This is a genomic window from Solibaculum intestinale, from assembly GCF_040096205.1.
Classification (GTDB): domain Bacteria; phylum Bacillota; class Clostridia; order Oscillospirales; family Acutalibacteraceae; genus Solibaculum_A; species Solibaculum_A intestinale.
In genome coordinates, this window is the sequence record NZ_JBBMFD010000013.1 from 14,833 (window position 1) to 40,263 (window position 25,431).

At 57.3% G+C, this 25,431-nt stretch carries 24 protein-coding genes; 20 read left to right on the plus strand and 4 right to left on the minus strand.

Features of this window, described 5'->3' with window-relative positions:
- Positions 1 to 59 precede the first annotated feature (59 nt).
- Positions 60 to 1,268 carry a cofactor-independent phosphoglycerate mutase gene (locus WMO26_RS08375; RefSeq protein WP_349219565.1) on the minus strand — a complete coding sequence of 403 codons (1,209 nt, stop codon included), beginning with the start codon at positions 1,266 to 1,268 and terminating at the stop codon, positions 60 to 62.
- A 336-nt stretch (positions 1,269 to 1,604) separates the two neighbouring features.
- On the opposite strand from WMO26_RS08375, the gene WMO26_RS08380 reads away from it, so the two are divergent.
- Together WMO26_RS08380 and WMO26_RS08385 are read left to right on the plus strand one after the other, a co-directional pair.
- On the plus strand, positions 1,605 to 1,880 hold the full coding sequence (locus WMO26_RS08380; RefSeq protein ID WP_349219567.1) for a hypothetical protein: 276 nt from the start codon (positions 1,605 to 1,607) through the stop codon (positions 1,878 to 1,880).
- 198 nt (positions 1,881 to 2,078) lie between these two features.
- Positions 2,079 to 3,995 carry an NAD(+) synthase gene (locus WMO26_RS08385; RefSeq protein ID WP_349219569.1) on the plus strand — a complete coding sequence of 639 codons (1,917 nt, stop codon included), beginning with the start codon at positions 2,079 to 2,081 and terminating at the stop codon, positions 3,993 to 3,995.
- A gap of 122 nt (positions 3,996 to 4,117) precedes the next feature.
- Here WMO26_RS08385 and WMO26_RS08390 read toward each other — a convergent pair whose 3' ends face one another.
- Positions 4,118 to 4,333 carry a helix-turn-helix transcriptional regulator gene (locus WMO26_RS08390; RefSeq protein ID WP_349219571.1) on the minus strand — a complete coding sequence of 72 codons (216 nt, stop codon included), beginning with the start codon at positions 4,331 to 4,333 and terminating at the stop codon, positions 4,118 to 4,120.
- Between the two features lie 213 nt (positions 4,334 to 4,546).
- Positions 4,547 to 5,296: a tRNA threonylcarbamoyladenosine dehydratase gene (locus WMO26_RS08395; RefSeq protein ID WP_349219573.1), complete on the minus strand. Its 750-nt coding sequence runs from the start codon at positions 5,294 to 5,296 to the stop codon at positions 4,547 to 4,549.
- Between the two features lie 176 nt (positions 5,297 to 5,472).
- Here WMO26_RS08395 and secG point away from each other — a divergent pair, with 176 nt between their 5' ends.
- The 3 genes from secG (at position 5,473) to WMO26_RS08410 (ending at position 7,619) form a co-directional block, all read left to right on the plus strand.
- Complete coding sequence (gene secG / locus WMO26_RS08400) at positions 5,473 to 5,727, plus strand: preprotein translocase subunit SecG (RefSeq protein ID WP_349219575.1); 255 nt, start codon at positions 5,473 to 5,475, stop codon at positions 5,725 to 5,727.
- A 214-nt stretch (positions 5,728 to 5,941) separates the two neighbouring features.
- Positions 5,942 to 6,292, plus strand: coding sequence for a PadR family transcriptional regulator (locus WMO26_RS08405; RefSeq protein WP_349219577.1), 351 nt, complete (start codon positions 5,942 to 5,944; stop codon positions 6,290 to 6,292).
- Positions 6,276 to 7,619 (plus strand): permease prefix domain 1-containing protein, encoded by a 1,344-nt coding sequence (locus WMO26_RS08410; protein ID WP_349219578.1) that lies wholly within the window; start codon positions 6,276 to 6,278, stop codon positions 7,617 to 7,619. The genes WMO26_RS08405 and WMO26_RS08410 overlap by 17 nt, the downstream gene beginning before the upstream one ends.
- Positions 7,620 to 7,763: 144 nt before the next feature.
- On the opposite strand, the gene WMO26_RS08415 is transcribed toward WMO26_RS08410, so the two are convergent.
- Positions 7,764 to 9,104: a polysaccharide biosynthesis tyrosine autokinase gene (locus WMO26_RS08415; RefSeq protein WP_349219580.1), complete on the minus strand. Its 1,341-nt coding sequence runs from the start codon at positions 9,102 to 9,104 to the stop codon at positions 7,764 to 7,766.
- 353 nt (positions 9,105 to 9,457) lie between these two features.
- On the opposite strand from WMO26_RS08415, the gene infC reads away from it, so the two are divergent.
- The 15 genes from infC to nadD all read left to right on the plus strand — a co-directional run bounded on the left by infC (position 9,458) and on the right by nadD (position 25,403).
- The gene (gene infC / locus WMO26_RS08420; protein ID WP_494338188.1) at positions 9,458 to 10,054 is read left to right on the plus strand and encodes a translation initiation factor IF-3; all 597 of its coding nucleotides are present in this window, start codon (positions 9,458 to 9,460) and stop codon (positions 10,052 to 10,054) included.
- A 123-nt stretch (positions 10,055 to 10,177) separates the two neighbouring features.
- Positions 10,178 to 10,375, plus strand: a complete 198-nt coding sequence (gene rpmI, locus WMO26_RS08425; RefSeq protein WP_349219582.1) for a 50S ribosomal protein L35 — start codon at positions 10,178 to 10,180, stop codon at positions 10,373 to 10,375.
- A 53-nt stretch (positions 10,376 to 10,428) separates the two neighbouring features.
- The gene (gene rplT, locus WMO26_RS08430) at positions 10,429 to 10,788 is read left to right on the plus strand and encodes a 50S ribosomal protein L20 (protein ID WP_349219584.1); all 360 of its coding nucleotides are present in this window, start codon (positions 10,429 to 10,431) and stop codon (positions 10,786 to 10,788) included.
- Positions 10,789 to 10,863: 75 nt separating this feature from the next.
- Positions 10,864 to 11,658: a TrmH family RNA methyltransferase gene (locus WMO26_RS08435; protein ID WP_349219586.1), complete on the plus strand. Its 795-nt coding sequence runs from the start codon at positions 10,864 to 10,866 to the stop codon at positions 11,656 to 11,658.
- Between the two features lie 46 nt (positions 11,659 to 11,704).
- Positions 11,705 to 12,916: a DNA-processing protein DprA gene (dprA, locus tag WMO26_RS08440; protein WP_349219587.1), complete on the plus strand. Its 1,212-nt coding sequence runs from the start codon at positions 11,705 to 11,707 to the stop codon at positions 12,914 to 12,916.
- Between the two features lie 44 nt (positions 12,917 to 12,960).
- Positions 12,961 to 15,066, plus strand: a complete 2,106-nt coding sequence (topA, locus tag WMO26_RS08445) for a type I DNA topoisomerase (RefSeq protein WP_349219588.1) — start codon at positions 12,961 to 12,963, stop codon at positions 15,064 to 15,066.
- Complete coding sequence (gene trmFO / locus WMO26_RS08450) at positions 15,063 to 16,412, plus strand: methylenetetrahydrofolate--tRNA-(uracil(54)-C(5))-methyltransferase (FADH(2)-oxidizing) TrmFO (protein ID WP_349219589.1); 1,350 nt, start codon at positions 15,063 to 15,065, stop codon at positions 16,410 to 16,412. Before topA ends, trmFO begins: the two co-directional genes overlap by 4 nt.
- Positions 16,413 to 16,416: 4 nt before the next feature.
- Positions 16,417 to 17,409, plus strand: coding sequence for a phosphate acyltransferase PlsX (plsX, locus tag WMO26_RS08455; RefSeq protein WP_349219591.1), 993 nt, complete (start codon positions 16,417 to 16,419; stop codon positions 17,407 to 17,409).
- Between the two features lie 197 nt (positions 17,410 to 17,606).
- The gene (gene rnc, locus WMO26_RS08460) at positions 17,607 to 18,284 is read left to right on the plus strand and encodes a ribonuclease III (protein ID WP_349219593.1); all 678 of its coding nucleotides are present in this window, start codon (positions 17,607 to 17,609) and stop codon (positions 18,282 to 18,284) included.
- Positions 18,285 to 18,295: 11 nt separating this feature from the next.
- Entirely contained in the window at positions 18,296 to 19,279 is a 984-nt protein-coding gene (locus tag WMO26_RS08465; protein WP_349219594.1) for an elongator complex protein 3, read from the plus strand.
- Between the two features lie 15 nt (positions 19,280 to 19,294).
- Positions 19,295 to 22,864: a chromosome segregation protein SMC gene (smc, locus tag WMO26_RS08470; protein ID WP_349219595.1), complete on the plus strand. Its 3,570-nt coding sequence runs from the start codon at positions 19,295 to 19,297 to the stop codon at positions 22,862 to 22,864.
- A 67-nt stretch (positions 22,865 to 22,931) separates the two neighbouring features.
- A complete protein-coding gene (ftsY, locus tag WMO26_RS08475; protein ID WP_349219596.1) occupies positions 22,932 to 23,855 on the plus strand; it encodes a signal recognition particle-docking protein FtsY in 924 nt (307 codons plus the stop codon).
- Positions 23,852 to 24,454 (plus strand): RdgB/HAM1 family non-canonical purine NTP pyrophosphatase, encoded by a 603-nt coding sequence (gene rdgB, locus WMO26_RS08480; RefSeq protein WP_349219598.1) that lies wholly within the window; start codon positions 23,852 to 23,854, stop codon positions 24,452 to 24,454. Before ftsY ends, rdgB begins: the two co-directional genes overlap by 4 nt.
- A 19-nt stretch (positions 24,455 to 24,473) precedes the next feature.
- Positions 24,474 to 24,764, plus strand: coding sequence for a ribosome assembly RNA-binding protein YhbY (yhbY, locus tag WMO26_RS08485; protein WP_349219600.1), 291 nt, complete (start codon positions 24,474 to 24,476; stop codon positions 24,762 to 24,764).
- Positions 24,765 to 24,800: 36 nt separating this feature from the next.
- Positions 24,801 to 25,403 (plus strand): nicotinate-nucleotide adenylyltransferase, encoded by a 603-nt coding sequence (nadD, locus tag WMO26_RS08490; RefSeq protein WP_349219602.1) that lies wholly within the window; start codon positions 24,801 to 24,803, stop codon positions 25,401 to 25,403.
- Positions 25,404 to 25,431: the final 28 nt, after the last annotated feature.

Sequence of the window (25,431 nt, forward strand, 5' to 3'; positions counted from 1 at the left end):
AAAAAAAGCAGGGCCTGTGCGAGTATTCCCGTACAGGCCCTGCTCAATGGATCGGATCCTTACCGGCCTACAAACCGGTTCATCAGCGTGTGGCCGGGTTCGACAAACACACCGGTCGCAGCCGCCGTCTCTTCGCAGAAGCAGGCGATGCCATTGTCCTTCTCTTCCTTGCTGTCGTATAAAAGGAAGGGCACCGGGTCGGAGGCGTGGGTGCGGGTGGAAAGGGGAGTGGGATGGTCGGGCAAGATCAAGATGCGGTAATGGTCACAGTATTGCAGCCCTGCGAGAATGGGACCAAGCACCCTTTCGTCGATAAGCTCAATGGCCTTGACCTTATTCTCTACCTCATACCGGTGGCCGCACTCGTCCGGCGCCTCAATATGGACGTATACGAAATCTTGTCCGCTGGTCAGCTCCACCAGCGCCGCGTCGGCCTTTCCCTCAAAATTCGTGTCCAGATAGCCGGTAGCCCCTTCCACGTGGGGCGTGCGCATCTTCGCGCACTGACCGATGCCTTTGATCAGGTCCACCGCCGATACCACCGAACCCTTCAGCCCGAACTTTTCTTCAAAGGACGGAAGCTGGGGCTTTTTTCCCTGGCCCCACAGCCAGATGGAATTTGCCGGGCGTTTACCCTGAGCCACTCGTTTTTGGTTCACCGGATGCTTGGAAAGCAGGGCGTAACTTTTCTCCATCATGGCAAGCAGCGCGGCGGCAGCCGGGTCTTTGGGCAGATAGTCCCCGATCACCTGGCCGGAAATATCGTGGGGCGGGGTGAGAAAACCGGGATCCTGGTCGGCGTGCTGCACCAGGCAGTGCCGGTAGCTGACGCCGGGGTAGAAGGAATAAAGCTCGCTGCCGAAGGCTTCCTGCACGGCGGCAATCAACTCGGCGGCCTCTTTGGAAGAAATGTCCCCGGCGCTGTAATCCACCATGGTTTTGGCCCCGTAATCCTCTTCGTCGGACAGGGTAACCAGATTGCAGCGCATGGCAAGGTCGCCGGGAGTGAGATTGATTCCCATGCTGACCGCTTCCAAAGGCGAACGGCCGGTATAGTAAAGGGCGGGGTCGTACCCCATCACCGAAAGGTTCGCCACATCGCTGCCCGGTTTTAAACCATCGGCCACCGTTTTGACAAGGCCCACCTCTCCCAGCCGGGCGAGCCGGTCCATGTTCGGCTTGTTTGCCCGGCGCATGGGGGTATCCCCATCCAGCTCCTTACAAGGATAGTCCGCCATGCCGTCGCACAGCACTACGATATATTTCATGTTCCGCATGCCTCCAACTCGATGAATTTCAGAAGTTTCTGTATAAACCGGCCGATTTCTGGGTAGAATATCGGTATGCCTTCCATTATAGCAAAGGAATGCGGAAAATGGAACGCAGCGTCAGAAAACGGCGGAAAAAAGTTTTGCTATTTGTGAAATGTGATAAATAGCAAAATATTGAATAGACAGAATGGACAAATATTTGAAAATACAAGGGGTCAAGTTCAACAATCTTTTTACCAAATTATTGTTGACTTCGCTGGGAATTGTGCTATACTATAGTCAACGGAAGGAAATAGAAACCCTCCGTAAGACATCAGGAAAGGAGAATGATTTATGAAATCACTTCTCGAACTTCACAACATCGATGTCGCATCCTTTATGAGCCTGCTCGACCGCTGCAAGGGCAATGTGTACCTTGTAACCGAAGAGGGAGATCGGCTCAATCTCAAGAGCAAGTTGTGCCAGTTCATGGGCCTTGCGAAACTGATTGAGGGCGGTAAAATTGCTCAGGCCTCGATCGTATGCGACGAACCGGAAGACGAGTCCATGCTGTTCCGGTTTAACCTCTACGGTGCTCAGTCCGTAGACGGCGAAAAGGAGACCAACTAACTGAGCTCCTACTTTGCTTTCTCTCCCTTCTTCTTATTTTTATAAAGGCCGGCCCGCTTTTTGCATCGGGCGGGACGGCCGCTTTCTCCCAAGCAAAAAACGCACGCGATCCGCGTGCGTTTTTTGCTTTTTCCGTTGCGGCAAAGAGAATGGACGGGTATAATAAGAAACAGATAACCGGGCGTTTAGGAGGAAATTATGAAGGAATATGGATATGTGCGGGTGGCGGCGCTTTCGCCTCAGATTCGGGTGGCTGACCCGGATTATAACAAAGCTTCCATCGTGGAAGCCATCCGGCAGGCGGCCGGAGCGAAGGCTTCGGTCATCGTGCTGCCGGAGCTTTGCGTGACCGGATATACCTGTGGAGACCTGTTTCTGCAGGACACGCTGCTAAAAGGGGCCGAAGAAGCGCTTCTTTCCATCGCGGCTGAAACCGCGCAATTGCAGGCGCTTTGCCTGGTGGGGCTGCCGGTCAGGGCAAGGTCCGGCTCACTTTATAATTGTGCGGCCATCTTGAACCGGGGAAAGGTACTCCACCTGATTCCAAAGACCCACGTTCCCAATTACAGTGAGTTTTATGAGCTGCGCCATTTTGCTCCCGGCAAGGCTGGCATGGAGGAAACGGCGCTTTTGGGCGGCGAGCCGGTGCCGGTAAGGCCGGACGTGCTGTTTCGCTGCCAGGAATGGCCCGAGCTTACCGTGGCGGCAGAAATCTGCGAGGATTTGTGGGTGGCGTCCCCCCCGTCGAACGGGTACGCCCTTGCGGGCGCAGCGGTCCTTTGCAACCTGTCCGCCAGCGACGAAACCATCGGAAAGGCGCAATACCGGCGTTCCCTGGTCTGCGGCCAGTCGGCCAAGACCTTGAGCGCTTACGTGTATGCGGATGCGGGAGAAGGGGAGTCCACCACCGACCTGATCTTTTCCGGCCACTGCATGGCGGCGGAAAACGGGGTGCTGCTGGCAGAGCGCCCGCCTTTTACCCAGGGGATGGCACTGGCCGACGTGGATTTGCAGCACTTGTGGCAGGAACGTCGGCGGATGAACACCTTTGAGCGGTGGGAAAACGTTTTGGAGGAAATCGAATTTTCCATCGGCTTTGCTCCCTGCACGCTGCAGCGCAGCATTGAGAAGACTCCTTTTGTCCCGGCAAACGAGGAAACGCGTAGCAGCCGCTGTGAGCTGATTTTCACCATGCAGGCGGCGGGGCTTAAAAAGCGGTTGGCTCACGCGAACGCTAGGCATGCGGTGGTGGGCCTGTCCGGGGGATTGGACTCCACCTTGGCGCTGCTGGTAATGACTCGAGCCTATGACGCCCTATCCTGGCCGAGGAAGGATATCATCGCCGTCACCATGCCCTGCTTCGGTACCACCGGGCGTACCTATCAAAACGCCTGCCAGCTGGCCAGAGAGCTGGGAGTAACCCTGAAGGAAGTCAACATCTGTGAAGCGGTGACCCGACATTTGAAGGACATCGGCCATGATTTCTCCCACGACGTGGCCTTTGAAAATGCCCAGGCCAGGGAACGCACTCAAGTGCTTATGGATGTGGCCAACCAATACGGCGGCCTGGTGGTGGGCACCGGGGACCTGTCCGAGCTTGCGCTGGGATGGGCTACCTATAACGGCGACCACATGTCCATGTACGGGGTGAATGCGTCGGTGCCCAAGACGCTCATCCGGTATCTGGTGGATACCTATGCGAAAACCGCCGAAGGAGAGCGGCTGCGGGCCGTGCTGCTGGACATTCTGGATACCCCCGTTAGCCCCGAGCTGCTGCCGCCGGAAAACGGAGAAATCGTTCAGAAGACGGAGGAACTGGTGGGCCCCTACGAGCTGCACGATTTCTTTTTGTACCATATGCTGCGCTTTGCTGAGGAGCCGCGAAAGATCCTTTTCTTGGCCGAGCACGCGTTCCAAGGAATCTATTCCCACGAAGTGATTCTTCACTGGCTCAAGAACTTTTACCGGCGTTTTTTTGCCCAGCAGTTTAAGCGCTCCTGCCTGCCCGATGGGCCTAAGGTAGGGTCGGTGACCTTATCCCCGCGGGGAGACTGGCGTATGCCCAGCGACGCCAGCGCCGCCGTCTGGCTCAAAGAACTCGAAGGAATGGAATAAACAAAAAGAACGCAAGCTCTTGCTTGCGTTCTTTTTGTTTTTCTCCCTGTTATCCAAGTAAATCGTCCGCGACGTGTGGTGAGAATCCGTGCGGACACCTATACGCATGTGAAAACCAAGGCCTAGGCTCTGCGAAGAATCGGGCGCTCTTTCGAAAGATCAATCATATCCAAGGAAACATCATAGAGTGCAGCGATCTGCAGCAGCTTTTCCACTCTGGGAAAGGACTCTCCGTTTTCCCACTTGGAAACCGTCGTCTGGTCTACGTTCAGGCTTTCCGCGACTTCGCATTGGGTGTAGCCCAGAGCTTTCCGAAGTTCTCGTAACGTTTTTCGCATACCGGCCACCTCCAAAGTAGTGTGTACAACTCGCTGGCATTACTATATCATATTTGTCTCATGAATTCAATACATATCGCAGCAGAAAATAGCAATTTCAACGTTAAAATCGCAAGAATAAAATCAAAATACAACAAGAATTCCGTTAAAATTAAATTTTTAACATTGTTTGGTGTATTTTGTATAGACAAATCGCTCTGGAAATATGGAGAATTAGTTGTCCGATGAATTCGGCAGGCTTTTTCCTTCTGCCAAATCCTTGACCACTTCCCCCGCCAAAATCAGCCCGGCAACGGAAGGCACAAAGGAAACGCTTCCGGGCGTTTGCCGCTTGTGAAGCAGGGAGGAGGATTCCTGCGGCGAAGCAGCCTTGGGACGAATAGGCGGCTCTTTGGAATAAACCACCTTTAAAGAAGAGACGCCGCGCTTTGGAAGCTCCCGGCGCATGACCCGGCACAAAGGGCAGACGGAGGTTTCGAAAAGATCGGCCACCTCAAAGCGGGTGGGATCCAGCTTGTTCCCGGCGCCCATGCAGCTGATGATGGGGATGCCCAGCGCCTTGGCTTTTTGCACCAAGTCCAGCTTAGAGGAGACGGTGTCGATGGCGTCGACAATGTAGTCGGGGCTGCCGGCCAGCAGCTCCCCGGAGTTTTCCGGCGTGCAGAAAATCTGGCGGACGGTTACCCGGCAGGAAGGGTTGATGTCCAGCACCCGTTCGCCCATCACCTGCGCCTTAGGCCGGCCCAGGGTGCTTCTCAGGGCGATGATTTGCCGGTTGAGATTGGAGGGAGCCACCGTGTCCGCGTCCACCAAGGTGAGCGCCCCGATGCCCGCCCGGGCCAGCGCCTCCGCTGCAAAGCTGCCCACCCCGCCGATGCCGAACACAATTACATGGGCGCTTTGTAAACGTGCAAGCCCTTCCTCTCCCAGTAAAAGCGTGGTCCTCGCAAATTCCTCCGTCATGGTGCTTCTTCCTTTCCAAACCGCGTCTTTTTTGTTCTCAGTATACGGTTGGGACGGGCGGCTGTCAACGGCTGGTGCTTTTCACACAAATGCGAAAAAATCCTTGCATTTTGGTGGGCGGTATGCTAAGATAATCTAGCGTAATCGTGTAACTATTTACGGAGGTGCTCATTAGAATGGGTGTTTTAGAGATTGTATTTGGCGTGATTCTTTTGTTGTTCGCTCTCGGTATTATTGCGGTTGTTTTGCTCCAGGAAGGCCGTCAGGCTGGCTTGAGCGGCGTCATCCAGGGCGGTGCGGACTCGTTTTTGGCGAAGAATAAGGCGCGCACGGTGGATGCGTTCTTGTCCCGTTCCACCAAGTTTATCGCCATCGTCTTCTTTGTGATGACCATCGTGATGAATATTGTGGTCGCGCTGATGGCGAAATAAGCAGCTCCGTTTAATAAAGGCAGCCAGGCTCTTGTTTTGGAATTCCAAAACAAGGGCCTTTTTGCATGTGGCTTTTAAAATACCCGCTTCTAGAAGGAAAGCTGAAGGAGAGAACGGCCTACCGCCAAATCGAAAAAGGTCGAGGGTTTTCTCTTGACATAGATAGATGATCAATATATTATATAGATGACCTATATAATAAGGAGGGAAATCAATGGCGATTGACAAGAGCTTGCAGGCGGGCAGCACGTCTATGCTGCTGCTGAGGCTGCTGGAGGAAGGGGACCGGTACGGCTATCAGATGATTGAAGAGCTGGAAAACCGGTCAGACCATACCTTTTCGCTCAAAGCGGGAACGCTTTACCCGCTGCTGCACCAGATGGAGGAGCAGGGGTTGCTGACCTCTTACGAAGGAGCGGCGGAGGGCGCGCGGGTGCGCAAGTATTACCGGATCACCCCCAAGGGAAAAGGAAGACTCCAGGAAAAAAAGCAGGAATGGGAACGGTACACCGCCGCAGTCAACCGGGTTATGAAGGGAGGGGCGGTCCATGCCGCACGCTGCTAGAATGGAAGAATTTATAAAGATTGTTTGTGAACAAATCCGGTTTAAGCGGGCGCGGGCCGGAGTCGCCCGGGAGCTGATGGACCACATGTGCGACCAGAAGCAGGCTTACTGCTGGCAGGGACTCGAGGATACGGAAGCGGAAAAGAAGGCGGTCGAGCAGATGGGCGACCCGGTCGCTGTGGGGATGCAGATGGACCTGACCCACCGTCCCAAGCCCCAATGGGGCCTTTTTGTACTGACGGCGGCCCTCCTGCTGGTAGGAATCGGATTGCAGTGGGCTTTGTTCGGGCAGGGGGATCCGTCCGGCCAGCTTTCTGTCACGCTGATTGCGGCGGCAGTGGGCGTACTGGGAATGGCGGGAGCTTATTTTGCCGATTATACGGTGCTGGCACGGGCGCCGCTTGTGATTTACTGGATTTTCTTGGCAGTGTCGTTTGTTCACTTTGCATGCCTGCCCATCATAAACGGCGCGGGCCAAAGGGGAACGTTGCTGTTCTTATTGTTCCCAGCGGTGTTCGCAGGCGTGGCGTTTCACTTCCGGCAGAAGGGCTATGGAGGACTGCTGGCAAGCTACGGTTTGATGGCGCTTGGCGTGCTTGCCTGTATGCGGGCTTTCAGCGTGCGCTTAGGAGTCCTAATTTTGATTGCGTGTCTGCTTCTTTTGACTTTAATGGTGGGAAACGGACAGTTTCGGGTGAAAAAGCGGTGGGCCCTGCCGCTTTTGTACTTGCCGGTTGCGGGAGGCTGCGCGGTATTTGCATGGGGATACTGGGGCCGTCTGATGACCGCCTTTTCCAGCGAAGAGGGTCTGGGATACCTTACCACGGTGACCCGCCAGCTCATAAGCGGGGCGGTGCTGATCGGCCCGGGAACCACGGCAGACAGCCTTGCCAGACTCCCGGAGCTGGATACCAGCTACGTGCTGACCTTTTTGATTGTCAAGTTCGGCTGGATTCCGTTTTTTCTGGTGGTGGGCCTGTTTGCCGCCTTCTTCGGCTATGCCGTTTTCCGCTGCCTTCGCCAGACGGGGCTTTTGGCTAGAATGACGAGCACGGCCATTCTTTCCACCCTTCTCATCGAAACCCTGTTCTATCTGGCGGCAAACTTGGGCTTCCTGGAGCTTTCCACTCTGCCGCTGCCCCTTTTGTCCTACGGAGGGACGGGGCTGGTTCTTCATATGGTGCTCATCGGCTTTTTGCTCTCGGTGTTTCGCTGCGGCTCCATGGAAGGCCCCGCGCCTTATGTAAGCCAGGAGTCTGGACGGGTTCAGGTGGCGGACGGGGTGCTCTCCATCCGATTCAAAGGCTTTAAGGGTCCGTTGAAATAAGCGTTTCGGGTAAAGCCCCGGGACGGATCATGCACTAAGAAAAGGCCATGCCGCATATGCGGCATGGCCTTTTTGGCTGACTCAACTGACTCCGGTTTCCCTTGGGCGTAGCGGCAAAGCGGGAAATGCGCCTGAGGAGCTGCTTTACTGCTCAAGGGTCTGTTTTTTGCGGTAGGTTTGGGGCACGTCGTTGGCGATAAGGCCGAGAAGCGCTGCACCGCTGTTTTGCAGCTTCAGAATAGCGTCGTCCGCCGCGTCAATCCGGGTCTTTTCATACCGGGCCACCAGCACACAGGCGTCGCAGGCGGCGCCCACCGCGCAGGCGTCGGCAAAGTTGTTGGCATTGGGCGCGTCCACCAAAATTCGGTCGTATTTGGGGCGCAGGGAGTCCAGCAGGGCGTACATAGCGGTGGACTCCAGTAGGGCGGACGGGTTCTCCACAAAGGAGGAGGTGGAGCAGATGACGTCTAGGTGGTCGCTTACCTTGGCAATAGCCTTGTCGATACTCACCCGGGCGGTGAGCACGTCGGAAAGGCCGTTGACCGAGTCCACCCGCAGGCGGGAGCGGATGTGGGCCGAACGCATATCCGCGTCGATGAGCAGTACCCGGTCCTGTGTCTCCGCGAAAGCCAGGGCAAGGCCGGAGGCAATCATGGAGCGGCCCTCTTTCGGGCCGGTGGAGCAGATGAGAAGGCACTTGCCGTCGCTCCCGGCGGCGTGCTTGACCGCGGCGCGCAAAATCCGCACCGATTCCGGCATCCCTTCTCCCGGACGCTTATCCAGCGGTTTTTCCGTGGAAGGCAGAACGCCCAGCAGCACGGTGTTCCTGGAGGCGCAGTATTTCTTATAGTCCCGGATGAAGTTGTCCTTCATTTGAAAATAGAAAAGGAAGCCCAGGTAAAAGAGCATTCCTAAAATCGCCCCGGCGAAGCCCTTGGTGACGGCTTTGACCAAAGTGGTAGTGGTGGAAGGAGCCGAGGCCCGGTCGAGCACGGTGGCGGAAACCGGCGGAGAGGTAAACCGGCGCTGAATTTCGTCGCTGCCGATGGTGGCCAGCTGGTTTGCCATGTTGGCGGCCTTCACGCCGTCCGAATAGGTAATGGTGATTTTTAAAGCGTTGGAATCGTCAATGCGCTTGACCGTGACCCCTCTGGCGAAAGAAGCGGTGTCCATAAAGATTTTCGCTTCGGTCATGGCCCGGTCCACCACGTCGAGGCTGCTGACGATGGCAACCGAGTCCTTAGCGATTTCTTCGGTAAGCTCTGCCTTCTGGGCTTCGGCGGCAACGCTGCCGTCGGTGGGAAGATTATTGACCAGCATGATGGAGGAGGAGACCGTCACGTTTTTATCCAGCACGGCATAAGAGAGAAACGCCATCACCGCGAACCCCACGAACATGGCGAGAATGGCAAAAATCGAACGTCTGCGTATCTGGGAAGCGTAGCTTGCGAAGCTGAAAATTCCACTGCTGAAAAACTTTTTCATGGCGCCCCCTAGTTAAATCGAAAAAATGTGGTATATTTGAAAAAGACCGCATATCCTATTGACGCAAGGAAAAGGAGTAACACGGCAAAGCAGGAACCGTCGAATGTATCCGCATTTAGTATAGTACAAAGGAAAATCCCCGTCAATAAAGTATGTGCGCAAAATGGCGTTTAGAAGCGCAGCCCGGCAAGAAAAAAGCCTTGACAGCCGCGGGGAAAGATGGTAGGATAAACAAGACAGTAAAGCAGAACAGCATTTTGTCCGTTCTCACCCTCCCGGCACATGGGACCGCGGAGGCGTTCATACGAAAGAAATTGAGGCGCTCGTATGGTGCCGAGATTTGTTGTGTGAAGATGCGCGGACGGAGAAACATCCATCCGTGCTTTTCTTTTTTAGACCCAATCAAAATAAGGCTTTGGAGGTGCTTACCCATTAGCAGCAAGGAACTGCAAATCAACGAAGATATCCGGGACAGAGAGGTGCGCGTCATCGACGCGGACGGAGCCCAGCTGGGTATCATGTCGACGAAAGAGGCGCTGGAGGTCTCCCTTCAGAAGAATCTGGATCTGGTGAAGATCGCCCCGACGGCCACGCCGCCGGTCTGCCGCATTATGGACTATGGAAAGTACCGTTTTGAACAGGCAAAGCGGGAAAAGGAAGCAAGAAAGAACCAGCATGTGGTGGAGATCAAGGAAATCCGTCTTTCGCTGAATATCGACGTGCACGACTTCAATACAAAAGCCGGCCATGCCAAGCGCTTTTTGAAGGAAGGCAACAAGGTGAAGGTTTCCATCCGCTTCCGCGGAAGGGAAATGGGCCATCCCGAAATCGGGCTTAACACCATGAAGCGGTTTGCCGAAACGCTCAGCGAGGAAGCGAACGTGGAAAAGCAGCCCAAGCTGGAAGGCCGTCATATGATCATGTTCCTTGCGGCAAAGCCCCAGAAGTAGTTTTTTCCTATGCGTTGGCATAGTGGAAGGTCCGCGGGCTCCTGCCGGCGGACGAATTAGACCGCGGGAGGCTGGGACGTTTGCCGCAGGATTCCCGCGCACAAAAATAAAGGAGGAAATACCATGCCGAAAATGAAAACGCACAGCGGCGCGAAAAAGCGTTTTAAGCTTTCCAAGAACGGTAAGGTCATCCGGGCGCATGCCTACAAATCCCATATTCTCACCAAGAAGAACACCAAGCGCAAGCGCAACCTTCGCAAGACCGCCGTGGCCGATGTGACCAATGTCAAGGCCGTGAAGAGACTCATTCCCTATAAATAAGAATCCCTGCGGTCCTACTGAATAACATTTACGATAATGGAGGTTGCTTATAAATGGCACGTATAAAGGGCGCAATGATGACGCGCAAAAGAAGAAAAAAAGTATTAAAGCTTGCCAAGGGCTACTATGGCGCCAAATCGAAGCTGTTCCGCACCGCCAAGCAGGCGGTCATGAAGTCCGGCCAGTATGCCTACATCGGCCGCAAGCAGAAAAAGCGTGATTTCCGCCGCCTGTGGATCACCCGTATTTCCGCCGCCTGCCGCATGAACGGAATGAACTATTCCACCTTCATGAACGGGCTCAAGAAAGCCGGCGTCACCCTCAACCGCAAGATGCTTTCCGAAATCGCCATTGCCGACCCGGCTGCGTTCACCGCGCTGACCGAGCAGGCGAAGGCTGCCAACAATCAGTAATACCGATGCGCCCGGGAGGATTCCCGGGCGTACTTTTATATGACTGGCAACGTCTGAAGAGAAAGGAAGAAGAACATGCCGCTGACCATAACGAGCCGGGACAATGAGCGGCTAAAGCACGCCGTACGGCTGCTGGGGAGCGCCAAGGCGCGCCGGGAGGAAGGGCTCTTTGTCATCGAAGGGGCCCGCCTTTGTATGGACGCGCTGCAAAGCGGCGCGGACATCCGGGAGGTTTACGCCACCGAAGCGGCGGCCAAGCGGTATGAAAACGAGGTGCAGGCGCTCTTCGCCGCGGGTAAAGAATGCTTTTTTCTGTCCCCCTCGGCAGCCGCCCGGCTGGCGGATACCAAGCAGCCTCAGGGGATTTTTTGCGTATGCGCTGCGCTTGACAAACAGGCGCGGTTATATACAATAAAAAAAGAATGCAAAATTCTGGCGCTGGAGGAAATGCAGGATCCTTCCAATTTAGGAGCGGTGCTGCGAAGCGCAGAGGCCTTCGGGATGACGGGGGTGCTGCTGTCGGAGGGCTGCTGCGACCTGTATAACCCCAAGGTGCTGCGGGCGTCTATGGGGGCGGTGTTCCGTCTGCCCTTTGTACGCACGCCGGATTTCGAGGGCGCCCTCTTGGAGTTGTCGGCAAACGGGGTGCAGACCCTGGCCGCCGTGGTGGACGCAGAGGCGCAGGCCATTACGAAGCTCGACCTGAAGGGGCCTGCCGCCGTAGTCATCGGCAACGAAGGAAACGGGCTAAGACCGCAGACCGCCGCCTTATGCGACAAGCGGGTGACCATTCCCATGAAGGGACGAGCGGAATCCCTCAACGCGTCGGTGGCGAGCGCCATCCTCATGTGGGAAATGACCAAAGAATAAGGAATAACAAATAAAAAGAAGGCGTGGTGTTGACAGAATGCACAGCATGTATTATTGGCTCTGGCTGCAAAGGGCGCTGGGTGTGGGCAGCCGCAAGGTTCGCGCCGTGCATTCTGCTTACAGTTCGCTCGAAGAGTTTTACCAGGGAGGAAGCACACTCTGGAAAGAAACCGGGTTCTTTACGCCCAAGGAGCTTAGGTGCCTTGGGGAAATCACGCCTCAATCGGTGACGCCGATCATTAAGGACTGTATCCGGCTCCACTATCACATCCTAACCCCGGATCATCCCAAATACCCCAAGCGTCTGCTTACCCTGCCGGACTATCCGGCGGCCCTGTATGTGTGGGGCGACCTGTGCGAGGTGGACGATGAGGTTTTGATTGCGGTCGTGGGAACCAGGGGCTGCACGCCCTACGGCCAGCAGGTGGCCATGCAAATTTCCGCCACCATGGCGAAGGCCGGAGTGGTGATTGTCAGCGGCGGTGCTTACGGGGTAGACACCATTGCTCACAAGGGCGCCCTGAAAGCGGGCGGGAGAACCATTGCGGTGCTGGCCGGCGGCATCAACGCGGGTCAGCTGGTGGGCAATGAGGAGTTGCGCCGTCAGATTGTGGAGCAGCAGGGCGCGGTCCTGTCCGAGTACCCGCCGGGCGCGCCCATCGGCCGCAACGCCTTTCCCATTCGAAACCGGCTTATGTCCGGCCTGTCTTTGGGCACCTTGGTGGTGGAGGCGGGCGAGCGAAGCGGCGCGCTCATCACCGCCAACTGGGCAAATGAACAGGGCCGGGACGTATTTGCGATTCCCGGCAGCGTCATGAGTCCCACGTCGCTGGGCTGTAACCGGCTGATTGCCCAAGGGGCCAAGCCGGTGGCCTGTGCCTATGACATCTTAGAAGAATATATCGACCGGTATCCGCATAGGATAAGCCTGAAAATCGCCGGGGTCAAGGAATCGGCCAGCCCGGTTACGCCGCCGGCTCCGGGAAAACCCCAAAAGCAGAAGTCTGCCGCTAAGCCCCATTCCGCGCCCGTGGAAAAACCGCAGGCGCTGCGTAAGGACGAAGCTATGCCCACCCTGTCCGATGGGGCGAAGGCGCTCTATAAGGTTCTTCCCTGCGAGCCTGCCCATATCAATGACCTGGCCGCCGCGGCAAAGGTCGAAGTGCGTGGGGCGCTTGCAGCCATAACCGAGCTTGAAATCGCGGGCTTGGCCCAATCGCTGCCGGGGCGGCGCTTTTGCCGCAAACCCAACCGATAACTCCTGATTCAAACAGGAGAATGATACACAAGGATGGTAATTTCATGTCAGATTTGGTAATTGTGGAATCTCCCGCCAAAGCCAAAACCATTAAAAAGTACCTGGGAAAGAACTACGAAGTCATCGCCTCCATGGGGCATATCCGTGATCTTCCCAAGTCCAAGCTTGGCGTGGATGTGGAGCATGATTTTCAGCCTATGTATACCGAGATCAAGGGAAAGGAGGAGCTGATTCAGGAGCTGAAGGACGCTGCCCAAAAAAGCGACAAGGTCTATCTCGCCACCGACCCCGACCGGGAAGGCGAGGCGATTTCCTGGCACCTAGCGGAGCTTCTTCACCTGGATGAGCACGCCTCCAACCGGGTGACCTTCAACGAGATCACCAAATCCGGCGTACAGGCGGGCATGGCTCATCCCCGTCAGATCGACGAGGATTTGGTCAACGCTCAGCAGGCCCGGCGCATCCTTGACCGGATCGTAGGCTATAAGATCAGCCCCTTTCTTTGGCGCAAGGTGCGAAGAGGCCTTTCCGCCGGACGGGTCCAGTCGGTGGCGGTGCGGCTGATTGTGGACCGGGAAGAGGAAATCAAGAAGTTTAAGCCTCAGGAATACTGGACTCTGGACGCAAAGCTCTTAAAAAAGGGTACCAAAAAGCCCTTTGCCGCCGTCTTTTACGGGGACCAGAAGGGCAAAATCAAAATCAAAAACAAGGAACAGGCGGACGAGATTCTAAAGAATCTCGAGGGCGCCTCCTATCAGGTTGCCAAGCTCAAAAAGGGCGTGCGCCGCAAATCTCCCGCGCCGCCCTTTATCACCTCCACCCTGCAGCAGGACGCTTCCCGTAAGCTGGGCTTCCAGGCTAGGCGTACCATGAAGGCGGCTCAGGAGCTGTACGAAGGCGTGGAAGTGGCCGGGATGGGCGCCATGGGTCTGATCACCTATATGCGTACCGACTCGCTGCGCATCGCAGACGAGGCGCGGGACGCGTCCGCCGCCTATATTAAGGAAACCTACGGGGACAAGTACCTGCCGGAAAAGCCCCGTGTGTTCAAAAGCCGCGCCTCCGCCCAGGATGGCCACGAAGCCATCCGCCCCACCATGCCGAGCCTCACTCCCGCCCAGGTGAAAGACAGCCTTTCCCTGGATCAGTATAAGCTTTATAAGCTCATCTGGGAGCGGTTTATCGCCAGCCAGATGGCAAACGCCGTGTACGACACGGTGGCGGCGGACATTTCGGCGGGGGACTATGTGTTTAAGGCCTCCGGCCATACCGTTCGCTTCGACGGTTTTACCGTCCTCTATGAAGAAAGCAAGGACGAGGAGGAAGAGGCGGGCACCATGCTGCCGCCTCTGGAAAAGGACGAGGTGCTGCGTCTAAAAGAGCTTAAGGGCAACCAGCACTTTACCCAGCCGCCTCCCCGGTTTACGGAGGCGTCTCTCATTAAGGCGCTGGAGGAAAACGGCATCGGCCGCCCGTCCACCTATGCGCCCACCATCACCACCATCCTGGCGAGGGACTATGTGGAGCGGGAAGGGAAGGCGTTAAAGCCCACCGTGCTCGGAGACGTGACCACCAAGCTGATGAAGGATCTTTTTCAAAACATCGTGGACGTAAAGTTCACCGCCAATATGGAGCACGATCTCGACGAAGTGGAAGCAGGAGAGAAAAACTGGGTGGAGACCCTTCACGACTTCTACGGCGGTTTTGAGAATACTCTGGAGGAAGCGGAAAAGAAGATGGACGGCACCCGGGTGAAAATCCCGGATGAGGAAACCGACATTGTATGCGAAAAATGCGGGCGCAAGATGGTCATCAAGCTCGGGCGGTTTGGTAAGTTCCTGGCCTGCCCGGGATACCCCGAATGCAAGAATACCAAGAAGCTCGTCAAGGAAACCGGCGGCTTTTGCCCGAAATGCGGCGCCAGAATGATTGAGAGAAAGTCCAAAAAGGGCCGGCCTTACTACGGCTGTGAAAACTATAAGGACTGCGGCTTTATGACGTGGGATCTGCCCATTGCGGAGAAGTGTCCCAAGTGCGGCAAAAGCCTGTTCCAGAAAAAAGGCAAGATGGCGAAAATCTACTGCGCCTCAGAAGAGTGCGACTATGAGCGTCCGGTGGAAAAGGCAGCCAAGAAGACGGAGGAGCAATGAACAGGGTTACGGTAATCGGCGCTGGCCTCGCCGGGTGTGAGGCAGCGCGGCAGCTGACAAAAGCGGGAATTCCCGTCACCCTGCTCGAACAAAAGCCAATCCAGTTTTCCCCGGCCCATCGGTCGGCTAATTTTGGAGAGTTGGTTTGCTCCAATTCCCTCAAAGCCATGCGCTTAGAAAGCGCAGGCGGGCTGTTAAAAGCAGAGATGGAGCGGCTGGGTTCGATTTGTTTGGAGGCGGCGAAAGCCTGTCGGGTGCCCGCCGGCGGCGCGCTGGCGGTGGACCGGGATCGGTTTTCCGGCCTTCTTACGAAGGCCATGGAAGAAGATCCTCTTATTACCGTGGAGCGCCGCCCAGTATCCGCGCTGCCAGAGGACGGGGTCACCATTGTGGCCACCGGGCCGCTGACGGCGGGGGCGTTTGCCAAAGCGGTGGAGCAAAAGGTGGGGGAAGGGTATTTGAGCTTTTATGATGCGGCCGCCCCCATTGTTACGGCCGAGTCGGTGGACATGGGCAGCGCCTTCGCCGCCTCCCGGTACGACCGGGGGGAGGACGATTACATCAACTGCCCCATGAACAAGGAAGAGTACGAGGCTTTTTATGAGGCGCTCATCCACGCCGAAAGCGCCACCCTTCACGCCTTTGACAAGCCCAACGTCTACGAGGGCTGCATGCCCATCGAGATTATGGCCAAGCGCGGGCCGGACACCATTCGCTACGGCCCCTTAAAGCCGGTGGGGTTGCGCGACCCGCGCACCGGGCACCGGCCTTGGGCGGTGGTGCAGCTTCGCAGAGAGAACGCCGAGGGGACCCTTTATAATCTGGTAGGATTTCAGACGAATTTGAAATTCCCCGAGCAGAAGCGGGTGTTCTCCATGATTCCAGCTCTTCGAAATGCGGAGTTTGCCCGGTACGGGGTGATGCACCGCAACAGCTTCTTAGACTCCCCTAAGCTCTTAAACCCCGACCAAAGCCTGAAAACCGACCAAAACTTTTTCTTCGCCGGGCAGATTACCGGGGTGGAAGGGTACATGGAATCGGCCATGTCGGGCATCTGGGCGGGGATTCATGCCGCAAGGCGGGTGCTGGGGAAAGAACCGGTGCTGCCGGGACCCGACACCATGTCGGGGGCGCTTTTGCATTTTATCACGGCTGGGAGCACGGCGAAATTCGAGCCTATGGGGGCGAATTTCGGCATTCTCCCCTCTCTGCCCGAGCACATCCGGGACAAAAAGCTGCGGTATGGAGCGCTTGCCAAGCGAGCGCTTTCCAGCTTGGAAGAAACGGTGCAAAAGCTTGAGAAGGAAGCATCTTTCCCAAAGGAACAAGACGGAAAGGAAGCGTAGCGTTATGAAAATCATTGTGGACGCTTTTGGCGGCGACAACGCGCCGCTGGAAATACTGAAGGGAAGCGCTGCGGCGGTGGCCGCTTACGGGTGTGACATTTTGTTGTGCGGCGACGAAAGCGTTATCCGCAAGGTGGCGGCAGACAATCAGATTTCCCTTGCAGGCATGGAAATCGTCCATGCGCCGGACGTGATTTCCATGGAGGACGAGCCGGGAGAAGTGGTCAAGACCAAGAAAAACTGCTCCATGGCCGAGGGGCTGCGCAGGCTCGCCGCCGGAGAAGGGGACGCGTTTGTGTCCGCCGGGTCCACCGGCGCCCTGCTCATCGGCTCGACTCTGCTTGTCAAGCGCATCAAGGGTATCAAGCGGTGCGCCCTGGCCCCGATTTTACCCAGCGACAGTGGGTTTTACATGCTCATCGACGGGGGCGCCAACGTGGAATGCCGTCCGGAGATGCTCGAGCAGTTCGGCATTATGGGCAGCGCCTATATGGAAAAGGTCATGGGAATAAAGGCGCCCAAGGTCGGCCTTGCCAACGTGGGTACCGAGCCCACCAAGGGCGGAGAACTCCAGCACGAGGCGTTTTCTCTGCTTTCCAAGGCGCCGGTCAACTTTATCGGCAACGTGGAGGCCAGGGATTTCCCGGCGGGCGTGTGCGACGTGCTGGTAGCGGACGGGTTTACCGGAAACGTGATCTTAAAGCTGACCGAAGGGGTGGCGGGCACCCTGTTCGGGAATATTAAGGGCATTTTAAAGGCAAACTTAAAGGGAAAGCTGGCCGCGGCCATGATTATGCCGGGGCTCAAAGCCTTCAAAAAGCGGATGGACACCGACGAATACGGCGGCGCGCCCCTGCTTGGCACTTCTAAGCCGGTTTTCAAGGCTCACGGCAGCTCCAACGCTTACGCCTTCCAGAACGCCATCCGCCTGGCCTGTGACTTTGCCAAGGGAAACGTCATCGGTACCATTGAGGAAAGCCTGCAGGGGAGCAAATAATCCCCGCATTCTGTTCGGATTCGGGGCGGTCTATTGACAAAGCCGGCCCGGGACTTTTATCATAAAAGGAAGCATAGAATTTCGTTTCATTTTTGCCGGTATTCCCGGAGAATGGGGGTACCGGCAATCGGTATTTTTCCCTTTGGCCGCTTAAAAGCAGCTCAGGGGAAAAACAAGAGGAAAAGGAGGCGTGTCACATGAAGGAACTGCAAAAGAAAATCGGGTATACCTTCCAAAACGAAGGCCTGCTGAAAACGGCGCTGACCCATTCGTCCTATGCTAACGAAGGAAAAAAAGGCGGGGTGAGCAATGAACGGCTGGAATTTTTGGGAGACTCGGTACTGAGCATCGTAGTGTCCGACTATCTTTACCGCAGTTACGAAACCCAGCCAGAGGGAGAACTGACTCGGATGCGGGCGGCCTTGGTGTGTGAAAAGTCCCTTTGCCGCTTTGCAAGGGAAATTGATTTGGGCAAGTACCTGCTTTTGGGCAAGGGCGAGCAGCACACCGGCGGACGGGAACGGCCTTCGGTGCTGGCGGATGCGTTTGAGGCGGTCATTGCCGCCATCTATCTGGACGGAGGCATGGAACCCGCCAGGCGGCACATCCTGCGCTTTGTTAAAGAGGAAAGCACCGTCAACGCGAAGCCGTTCCGGGACTACAAGACCACCCTTCAGGAGATTGTTCAGCAAAATCCAGGCGAAAGCCTGAGCTATGTCCTGACGGGTGAGAGCGGGCCGGACCACGACAAGCGCTTCACGGTAGAGGTGTTTTTAAATTCCAACTGCATCGGCAAAGGAAGCGGGCACAGCAAAAAGGAAGCGGAGCAACAGGCGGCAAGGGAAGCGCTGCACTTGATGGGCTGCGACAAGTGAAGCACGCAAACGTGGCTATTTTTGTTCCCCACGCGGGCTGCCCGTATGCCTGCAGCTTCTGCGACCAGAGGTGTATTTCCGGGCAGGCGCAAATTCCCACGCCCGAAACGGTGCGCAAGACAGCCGAACAGGCGTTAAAGGCTCTGGGCGACCGCACAAAAGACAGCGAGCTTGCCTTTTTCGGCGGCAGCTTTACCGCGATCGACCGCGGCCTCATGTGCGGGCTGCTGGAGGCGGCGCGGGACTATGTGGGCGAGGGGAAGCTTTCCGGCATCCGGGTTTCCACCCGGCCCGACGCGGTGGACGAAGAGGTGCTCGGCCTTTTAAAGGCTTACGGCGTTACCGCGGTAGAGCTGGGCGCCCAGAGCATGGATGATGCGGTGCTCGAAAAAAACGGGCGGGGCCATACCGTCCGGGACGTAAGGGAAGCGGCCGCGCGCATTCAGAAGACGGGGCTTTCTCTAGGCCTTCAGATGATGACTGGGCTTTATGGCGACACCGACGAGGGTGCCCGGCGTACCGCCCATGAGCTGGCGGCATTGAAGCCGGACACGGTGCGTATTTACCCCACGGTGGTTATGGAGGGGACCCCTCTTGCCGGCTGGTACTTAGAAGGCCGGTATACGCCGCCGGGGCTATGGGAGACGGTGGCCCTCTGCGCCAGACTTCTGGACTTCTTTGAGAAGCGGCACATCCGGGTCATCCGGGTGGGGCTGCACGCCGAGGTATCTTTACAGGAGCACCGGCTTGCGGGGCCTTGGCATCCGGCTTTCGGTGAGCTTTGCGAGAACGAACGGTTCTTTTGCCGGGCAGAGAGACTACTGAGCGGCAGGGAGCCGGGGCGCTATTGCATCCATACCAATCCAAGGGACCAATCGAAAATGACGGGGCAGAAGAAACGCAATCTGGCCCGGTTACAAGAGCTTGGCTTCTCCTGCAAGGTGGTCCCCGAAGAAGGGATGAAGGCGGGAGAGCTTCGAATCACTCGTACATAGAAAGGCGGAACTTTGGTGCTGTTAAAATCCCTTGAACTGCAGGGCTTTAAATCCTTCGCGGACAAGACCACTCTGACCTTCGGCCAGGGCGTCACGGCGGTGGTAGGCCCCAATGGCTCCGGCAAAAGCAACATCAGCGACGCGGTACGCTGGGTGCTGGGCGAGCAGTCCTCCCGCCAGCTGCGTGGCGCGCGCATGGAGGACGTGGTCTTTGTGGGTACTTCCACCCGCAAGGCCAAGGGCTTTGCCCAAGTGTCCCTGACTATCGACAACACTGACCGGAGCCTTAATTTCGACAGCGACGACGTGCGGGTTACCCGGCGGTATTACCGGTCGGGCGAGTCGGACTATCTGCTAAACGGCGCGGCAGTAAGGCTCAAGGACGTGCACGAGCTCTTTATGGATACCGGTCTCGGCCGGGACGGGTATTCCATCATCGGCCAGGGCAAAATTGCCGACATTGTGGGCTCCAAGTCGGACGAACGCCGGGAAATCTTCGAGGAAGCGGCGGGCATCTCCAAATACCGCTACCGAAAAATCGAGGCGGAGCGCCGCCTTTCTGCGGCAGAGGAAAATCTCGTCCGGCTGCTAGATATTTTAAAGGAGCTGGAAGGCCGGGTGGAGCCGCTCAAAGAGCAGGCGGCCAAGGCGGAAAAGTTTCTAACGTTATCCGGCGAGAAAAAAGAGCTGGAAATCGGCATCTGGGTCAAGAGCCTCAGCAGAGCCAAGGAAATCCTCTTGGAGCAGGAGCATAAGCTCTTGTCCGCCCGCAGCCAGCACGAGGGCGTGGAAGAAACGCTTTCCGGCATTGAGCGGGAAATTGAAGAGGTGCAGATCGAGTCGGGCCGGCTGGCGGCCGCCATCGACGAGGTGCGCCGGTCGGTTTCCTCGCTGGAAGAGCAGGCGGTGCGCACCGAAGGGGAAGGAAACGTCCTCAAGAACACGGTGGAGCACAACCTGGCTTCCATCCAGCGCATCGAAGGGGAAATTGCGGCCAGCAGCCAGTCAGGGGAAGAACTGCGCGGGCAGATGGCCGAATATGAGGAAAAAATGAAGAAGGGCGGGCAAACGGCGGCGGAAAAGACCGCCCGGCTCAACGAGTGCACCGCCCGGATGCAGGAGCTGCTGGAACAAAACCTGGGTCATTCCGAGCAGATGGACCGTTTGAGCAAGGACCTTTCCGTGCTTACTCAGAAGGACGCGGACGTGCGCATCACGTCCATCACCGCCCAGTCGGAGCTGGAAAGCATTGAAGGGCGGCAAAGAACGCTCGACGAGTCCCAGCAGGCGGCGACACTCACCAAGGACGCGCTGCTGCGGGAGCTTGTGGAAATCCAGGACGGGCTCAAAGAGCTGGGCGGGCACATGGAAAGCCTGCAAAATGCCGCCAAGGGCTATCAAATCCGCCTGGAAAGCCGCCAAAAGCGGCTGGACGGGCAGAGACAGCTGGCGGACAAGCTTTCCCTGGACGCAAATGAAATGCACCGGCGGGCAAGACTGCTTGAGGATCTGGAACGAAATTTAGAGGGCTTTGCGTATTCGGTCAAAAATGTAATGAAACAGGCGTCTCACGGGACGCTGCGGGGCATACTAGGTCCGGTGTCCCGGCTCATCACCGTGCCGGGAGAATACGCCCAGGCCATCGAGACGGCGCTGGGCGGCGCCATGCAGAACATTGTCACCGAAGACGAGAACGCCGCGAAAACGGCCATCGCTTATTTAAAGCGGGGCGACGGCGGCCGCGCCACCTTCCTGCCGGTCACCTCCGTCAAGGGAACCCGGCTTTATGAGAAAGGGCTTGACGACTGCTACGGGTTTGTGGGAATCGCCGCGGGACTTGTGGAATATAACCCGAAATACGAGGGCATCGTCACTTCTTTGCTTGGACGGGTGGCGGTGGCGGAGGATTTGGACTGCGCCATTGCCATCGCCAAGCGGTATTCCTATAAATTCCGTGTGGTAACCTTGGACGGGCAGGTGGTCAACGCCGGCGGTTCCCTGACCGGCGGCTCTCACACGAAGAATGCCGGGCTTTTGGGCCGGCGAACCGAAATTGAAAAAATCAAGGGGCAGGCGAAGGCGTTGGAAGGGCAGGCTGTTGCTGCCAGGCAGAAGCAGCAGGCCTTTGCCGAAGAGCTGGCCGCGTCCCAGGCGGAGCTTTCCGGCGTCAAAGGAGAAATCGTCACCGCCCAGGAGGATCGCATCCGCTTTGAGGCGGAGCAAAAGCGGGTGGAGAGCCAGCTTTTGACCGCGGAGCAGAACCTGCGGTCCATCGAAGTGCAGCGCACTCTTTTGGCCGATAAAAAGGCGGAGCTGACGGCGGCTTTGGAAAACGTGGGCAAGGATGCTGCGGACATCGCCGCACAGAAGGAGAAAGTTCAAGAGGAGCTGGCGGCGCTTACCGGCGGACGGGAGGATTTGGACCGCCGCCGCGAGCAGCTTTCCGCAAAGAGCGAAACGCTGCGGCTGGAACTTCTGGCGGTGGAGAAGGACGTGGAAGCGGCTAGAGAGTCCATCCGGCAGTTAGAAGAGCGAAAAAGCGGGCAAGCAAGACACAAGGAGGAACTAGAGCTTCAAAAAGCGGAGTTTCTTCAGAAGAACGAGCAGCTGACCCAGGACATCACCCAGCGGCTGCAATCCGCCCGGGCTCTGCGCGAGCAGGCGGCCAGGGCGGAAAACGACATCCGCGAGAAAACCGAACAGCGGGAAGGCTGCAGCCGGCGTTTTCAGGAGCTGCGCGGGCAGGAAAAAGAACGGTCGGACGAGCGCGAGCGCCTGGGCCGGGAGCTTGCCCGGATGGAAGAGCGCAAGGCGGCCAGCCAGAAGGACTACGACGAGCTCATCAAAAAGCTGTGGGACGAGTACGAGCTGACCCGGCGGGAGGCGGAGGAAGCCGCCGCGCCGGTAGAGGACCTGCCCAAGGCCCAGCGGCGGCTGGGCGAAATCAAAAACGCCATCCGGTCGCTGGGTTCGGTAAACGTCAGCGCCATCGAGGAATATAAAGAGGTCAGCGAACGCTATACCTTCCTGAAAGCCCAGGTGGAGGACGTGGAGCATGCCCGGGACGAGCTTTACCGCCTGATCAAAGAGCTCACCGGGAAGATGCACGAGCTGTTTTTGGACCGGTTTGCGAAGATCAACGGCGAGTTCGGCCAGATTTTCACCGAGCTTTTCGGCGGCGGTAAGGCGCAGCTTACCTTGACCGATCCCGAAGACGTGCTCACCTCCGGCATTGAAATTTCCGTGCAGCCGCCCGGGAAAATCATCACCCATCTAGACAGCCTCTCGGGAGGGGAAAAGGCGCTGGTAGCCATTTCCCTCTACTTTGCCATCCTGCGGGTAAGCCCGTCTCCCTTCTGCGTGCTCGATGAAATCGAGGCGGCGCTGGACGATGTGAACGTCAGCCGGTTCGCTTCCTATCTGCGGCGCATGAGCGGCAACACCCAGTTCATCGCCATCACCCACCGCAGAGGCACCATGGAGGAAGCGGACGTGCTTTACGGGGTGACCATGCAGGAGGAGGGCGTGTCCAAGCTCCTAGAGCTGCGGGCGTCCGAGCTGCAGGAGAAGTGGCATTTGTCTTAATATACGCATACGGCTGCCGGGGGCAGCTTTTGCATACGAGAATAGCGGGAAGAAAGGAAACAAACGTATGGGACTCTTTTCGAAAATCGCCCAGGGGCTGAAAAAGACCCGGGACAATATGGCCCAGCAGATGGACAGCCTCTTCAAATCCTTCAAGAAGGTGGACGAGGAGTTGTTTGAGGAGCTGGAAGAAATTCTGATTATGGCGGACGTGGGGATGCTCACCTCCGAACGCATCTGCGGAGAACTGCGCGAGCGGGTCAAAAAGCAGAAGATTACCGATCCGGAGGAGGTCCGGGGCTTACTCAGGGAGATCATCGCCGAGCTTTTGGAAGGGGACCAGACCCTTCATCTGAGCAGCCGGCCCTCCATCATCCTGGTCATCGGCGTCAACGGAGTGGGCAAAACCACCACCATCGGCAAGCTTGCAAACCAGCTCAGGGAAGAGGGAAAAAAGGTCATCCTGGCGGCGGGGGATACCTTCCGCGCCGCGGCGGGCGAGCAGCTGCAAATCTGGGCAGAGCGCAGCAAGACCGAGATTGTCCGCCATGCGGAAGGGGCGGACCCGGCGGCAGTGGTGTTCGACGCCATCGCGGCGGCCAAGGCCCGGCACGCGGACGTGGTGATTGTGGACACGGCCGGCCGCCTTCACAACAAAAAGCACCTGATGGACGAGCTTGCGAAAATCAGCCGGGTTATCAAGCGGGAACTGCCGGACGCGGACGAAGAGGTTTTGCTGGTGCTCGACGCGACGACGGGGCAAAACGCCGTCAACCAGGCCAGGGAATTCAAGAATGCGGCGGGCATTACCGGCATTGTACTGACAAAGCTCGACGGCACCGCCAAGGGAGGCGTGGTCATCTCCATCATGGAGGAGCTGGAAGTTCCGGTGAAATACATCGGTGTGGGCGAACAGATGGACGATCTGCAGCCCTTTGATTCGGCGGCCTTTGCGAAGGCTTTGTTTGAGGGCGGGGAGGCGGCTGAATGAAGCGGTTTGTAGTCGCCACCCAGAACCGGGACAAATTGGAGGAAATCGCCCGGCTTCTTCGTCCCATCGGCATCGAGCCGGTTTCCTTAAAGGAAGTGGGCGTGGATTTCTCCGACGTGGAGGAAACCGGGAAAACTTTTTTAGAGAACGCCCAGATTAAAGCGAGAGCCGCCTTTGAGAAAAGCGGCCTTCCCTCTATTGGGGACGATTCCGGCCTGGCGGTGGACGCGCTAAACGGCGCGCCGGGCATTTATTCCGCCCGGTACGCGGGAGAAGGCGCCACCAATGAAATGCGCATCGAAAAGCTCCTTCGAAACCTGGAAGGAGTGCCGGAAAAGAAGCGCACGGCCCGGTTTGTCTGCGCGGTGTGCTGTATCCTGGAGTCGGGAGAAGAGCTCTGCGTCCAGGGCGAATGCGAGGGAACCATTGCGTTCGAGCCGGTGGGCGAGGGCGGCTTCGGCTATGACCCGGTGTTTTTAATCGAAGACGGGCGCAGCTTCGCCCAGTTGACCGACCGGGAAAAGGACGGCATGAGCCACCGGGGCAGGGCGCTTAAAAAGCTTCAGCAGGCTTTAAGAGAGCGGGAAAGCGGACAATAACAAAGAACGGAGAAACGATATGTTAACGAGCAAGCAAAGGGCCTATTTGCGGGGCCTTGCCAATACCATGGAAACCATCTTTCAGGTGGGGAAGGGCGGCGTCAACGACGCGCTCATCGCCCAGGTGGATGACGCGCTTCGGGTGCGCGAGCTGATTAAGGTGCGGGTGCTGGAAACCTCGCCCGAATCGGTGAAGGAAGTGGCCCAGGCGGTGGCGGCGTGCGCGAAGGCGGACGTGGTGCAGGTGATCGGCAGCCGGTTCGTGCTCTTTCGGCGCAATCCCAAGGAGCCGAAAATCGAGCTGATCTGACCGGGATAACCTTCACTCGGATGGGAGTGGCAAACGTTGCAGAAAATCGGCATTTACGGAGGAACTTTCAACCCGGTGCATCTGGGCCATATCAGCCTGGCAAAGCGGTTTCGAAAGGCGCTGGGGCTCGATACGGTGTTTTTGGTCCCCACCGCCACGCCGCCCCACAAGGTGCATAAAGACCTGGCGGGCGGGGACGAGCGGTATGAAATGTGCAAGCTGGCGGTAGAAGGAGAAGAAGGGCTCGACGTGTCCGACGTAGAGCTGATCCGGGGCGGCAAAAGCTACACGGTGGATACCCTTTTGGAATTTCATCGCCGCTACCCGGACAGCGCCCTCTATCTCATCACCGGGGCAGACATGTTTCTCACGCTGGAACAGTGGTACCGGTTTGGGGACATCGCTCATCTGGCGGTGCTCTGCGCGGCGCCCAGGGACGAGGACTCGGCGGAGGACCTATACCGCTACGCCGACCGGCTGCGGGCCGTGTACGGCGCGCAGACCGCCGTCGTTAATTTCCCGCTGCTGCCCATTTCCTCCACTTTGGTGCGCGATCGGCTGCGGGCGGGAGAACCGGTGGACGATCTGGTGCCACAAGCGGTAAAACAGTATATATGCGAGCGTAAGCTCTATCAATAAATGCAAGCGGAAGGGAAGCGACAGGCAT